Source organism: Klebsiella sp. MS 92-3 (assembly GCF_000195655.1).
Lineage (GTDB): Bacteria > Pseudomonadota > Gammaproteobacteria > Enterobacterales > Enterobacteriaceae > Klebsiella > Klebsiella pneumoniae.
Map to the genome: position 1 here is coordinate 1,539 of NZ_GL882805.1, position 2,647 is coordinate 4,185.

A 2,647-nucleotide genomic window follows, 5' to 3' on the forward strand; every position below is an offset into this window, starting at 1 on the left:
GCTCCTTTTGTTTTTATGGGCCCGGCCCGTAAAACGATGTTTAATCACGGGGAGCTTCTCTGAAGCGTTAATACCCATTTTGAGGATTTAAGAATGGCTAAGAAAGTCCAAGCCTACGTCAAGCTGCAGGTTGCAGCTGGTATGGCGAACCCGAGCCCGCCGGTCGGCCCAGCACTGGGTCAGCAGGGCGTGAACATCATGGAATTCTGCAAAGCGTTCAACGCCAAAACTGATTCCCTGGAGAAAGGTCTGCCGATCCCGGTTGTTATCACCGTTTACGCTGACCGTTCCTTTACCTTTGTTACCAAGACTCCGCCGGCTGCTGTTCTGCTGAAGAAAGCTGCAGGCATCAAGTCTGGTTCCGGTAAGCCGAACAAAGATAAAGTGGGTAAAATCTCCCGCGCTCAGCTGCAGGAAATCGCGCAGACCAAAGCTGCCGACATGACTGGTGCCGACATTGAAGCGATGACTCGCTCCATCGAAGGTACTGCACGTTCCATGGGCCTGGTAGTGGAGGACTAAGAAATGGCTAAACTGACCAAGCGCATGCGCGTGATCCGTGAGAAAGTTGATGCAACTAAACAGTACGACATCAACGAAGCCATTGCTCTGCTGAAAGAGCTGGCCACCGCTAAATTTACCGAAAGCGTAGACGTTGCCGTTAACCTCGGCATCGACGCTCGTAAATCTGACCAGAACGTCCGTGGCGCAACTGTACTGCCGCACGGTACTGGCCGTTCCGTTCGCGTAGCCGTATTTACCCAGGGCGCAAACGCTGAAGCTGCTAAAGCTGCAGGCGCTGAGCTGGTAGGTATGGAAGATCTGGCTGAGCAGATCAAAAAAGGCGAAATGAACTTTGACGTTGTTATTGCTTCCCCGGATGCAATGCGCGTTGTTGGCCAGCTGGGCCAGGTTCTGGGTCCGCGTGGCCTGATGCCGAACCCGAAAGTAGGTACCGTAACTCCGAACGTTGCTGAAGCGGTTAAAAACGCGAAAGCAGGTCAGGTTCGTTACCGTAACGACAAAAACGGCATCATCCACACCACCATCGGTAAAGTGGACTTTGACGCTGACAAACTGAAAGAAAACCTGGAAGCTCTGCTGGTTGCGCTGAAAAAAGCAAAACCGACTCAGGCGAAAGGCGTGTACATCAAGAAAGTTAGCATCTCCACTACTATGGGTGCAGGTGTTGCAGTAGATCAGGCTGGCCTGAACGCTTCTGCAAACTAATGCCTTTACGTGGGCGGTGATTTTGTCTACAATCTTACCCCCACGATTCTGTCAATAAGACAGACGCTATGCGAGTCATTTGAATTGCAGCAAGGCAGCAATCGAGTGAATCACCAGGAGTGTAGTTAACTACATGACCGGTGTGAACGAGAGCAGCTAACGCCGCTGCGGTTCGAAGGACGAAGTCATAGGAAGAATTTGTTCGTTGGAGCCTGGCCTATCCAGGCCTCCGTCGAAGACCGCAGGTGTTTCGCAAGAAACTTAATCCCCTGCGTAGACGGTGACAGAACGCTAAGATTATTTTTGGATATTCTGGCTTGTTTCTGCTCACCGTATTTAGACGCTCTTTTCGTTGAATTGAGTGAAGTGAGTTCCAGAGCATAGGCTCTGGCAAACATCCAGGAGCAAAGCTAATGGCTTTAAATCTTCAAGACAAACAAGCGATTGTTGCTGAAGTCAGCGAAGTAGCCAAAGGCGCGCTGTCTGCAGTAGTTGCGGATTCCCGTGGCGTAACTGTAGATAAAATGACTGAACTGCGTAAAGCAGGTCGTGAAGCTGGCGTATACATGCGTGTTGTTCGTAACACCCTGCTGCGCCGCGTCGTTGAAGGTACTCAGTTCGAGTGCCTGAAAGACACGTTTGTTGGTCCGACCCTGATTGCATACTCTATGGAACACCCGGGCGCTGCTGCTCGTCTGTTCAAAGAGTTCGCGAAAGCGAATGCAAAATTTGAGGTCAAAGCCGCTGCCTTTGAAGGTGAGCTGATCCCGGCGTCGCAGATCGACCGCCTGGCAACTCTGCCGACCTACGAAGAAGCAATTGCACGCCTGATGGCAACCATGAAAGAAGCTTCGGCTGGCAAACTGGTTCGTACTCTGGCTGCTGTACGCGATGCGAAAGAAGCTGCTTAATCGCAGTTATCTTTGTAAAGCATTCGCTTACGTATAAACTTATTCTGATATTCAGGAACAATTTAAATGTCTATCACTAAAGATCAAATCATTGAAGCAGTATCCGCTATGTCCGTAATGGACGTTGTTGAGCTGATCTCTGCAATGGAAGAAAAATTCGGTGTTTCCGCTGCTGCTGCTGTAGCTGTAGCTGCTGGCCCGGTTGAAGCTGCTGAAGAAAAAACTGAATTCGACGTAATTCTGAAAGCTGCTGGCGCTAACAAAGTTGCTGTTATCAAAGCAGTACGTGGCGCAACTGGCCTGGGTCTGAAAGAAGCTAAAGACCTGGTAGAATCTGCTCCGGCTGCACTGAAAGAAGGCATCAGCAAAGACGACGCTGAAGCTCTGAAAAAATCTCTGGAAGAAGCTGGCGCTGAAGTTGAAGTTAAATAAGCCAACCCTTCCGGTTGCAGCCTGAGAAATCAGGCTGAGGGGGGGGGGGTTTTTTTTTCTCCCCCCTTTTTTTT

4 protein-coding genes are annotated in these 2,647 nt (G+C 50.3%); all 4 read left to right on the plus strand.

Annotated elements, in window-relative coordinates:
• Positions 1-93: 93 nt before the first annotated feature.
• The 4 genes from rplK (at position 94) to rplL (ending at position 2,573) form a co-directional block, all read left to right on the plus strand.
• Complete coding sequence (gene rplK, locus HMPREF9538_RS14755; RefSeq protein WP_002884034.1) at positions 94-522, plus strand: 50S ribosomal protein L11; 429 nt, start codon at positions 94-96, stop codon at positions 520-522.
• Positions 523-525: 3 nt separating this feature from the next.
• Positions 526-1,230: a 50S ribosomal protein L1 gene (gene rplA / locus HMPREF9538_RS14750; RefSeq protein ID WP_002884036.1), complete on the plus strand. Its 705-nt coding sequence runs from the start codon at positions 526-528 to the stop codon at positions 1,228-1,230.
• Positions 1,231-1,643: 413 nt separating this feature from the next.
• On the plus strand, positions 1,644-2,141 hold the full coding sequence (gene rplJ, locus HMPREF9538_RS14745) for a 50S ribosomal protein L10 (protein WP_001207203.1): 498 nt from the start codon (positions 1,644-1,646) through the stop codon (positions 2,139-2,141).
• 66 nt (positions 2,142-2,207) lie between these two features.
• A complete protein-coding gene (rplL, locus tag HMPREF9538_RS14740) occupies positions 2,208-2,573 on the plus strand; it encodes a 50S ribosomal protein L7/L12 (RefSeq protein ID WP_002884142.1) in 366 nt (121 codons plus the stop codon).
• Positions 2,574-2,647 lie beyond the last annotated feature (74 nt).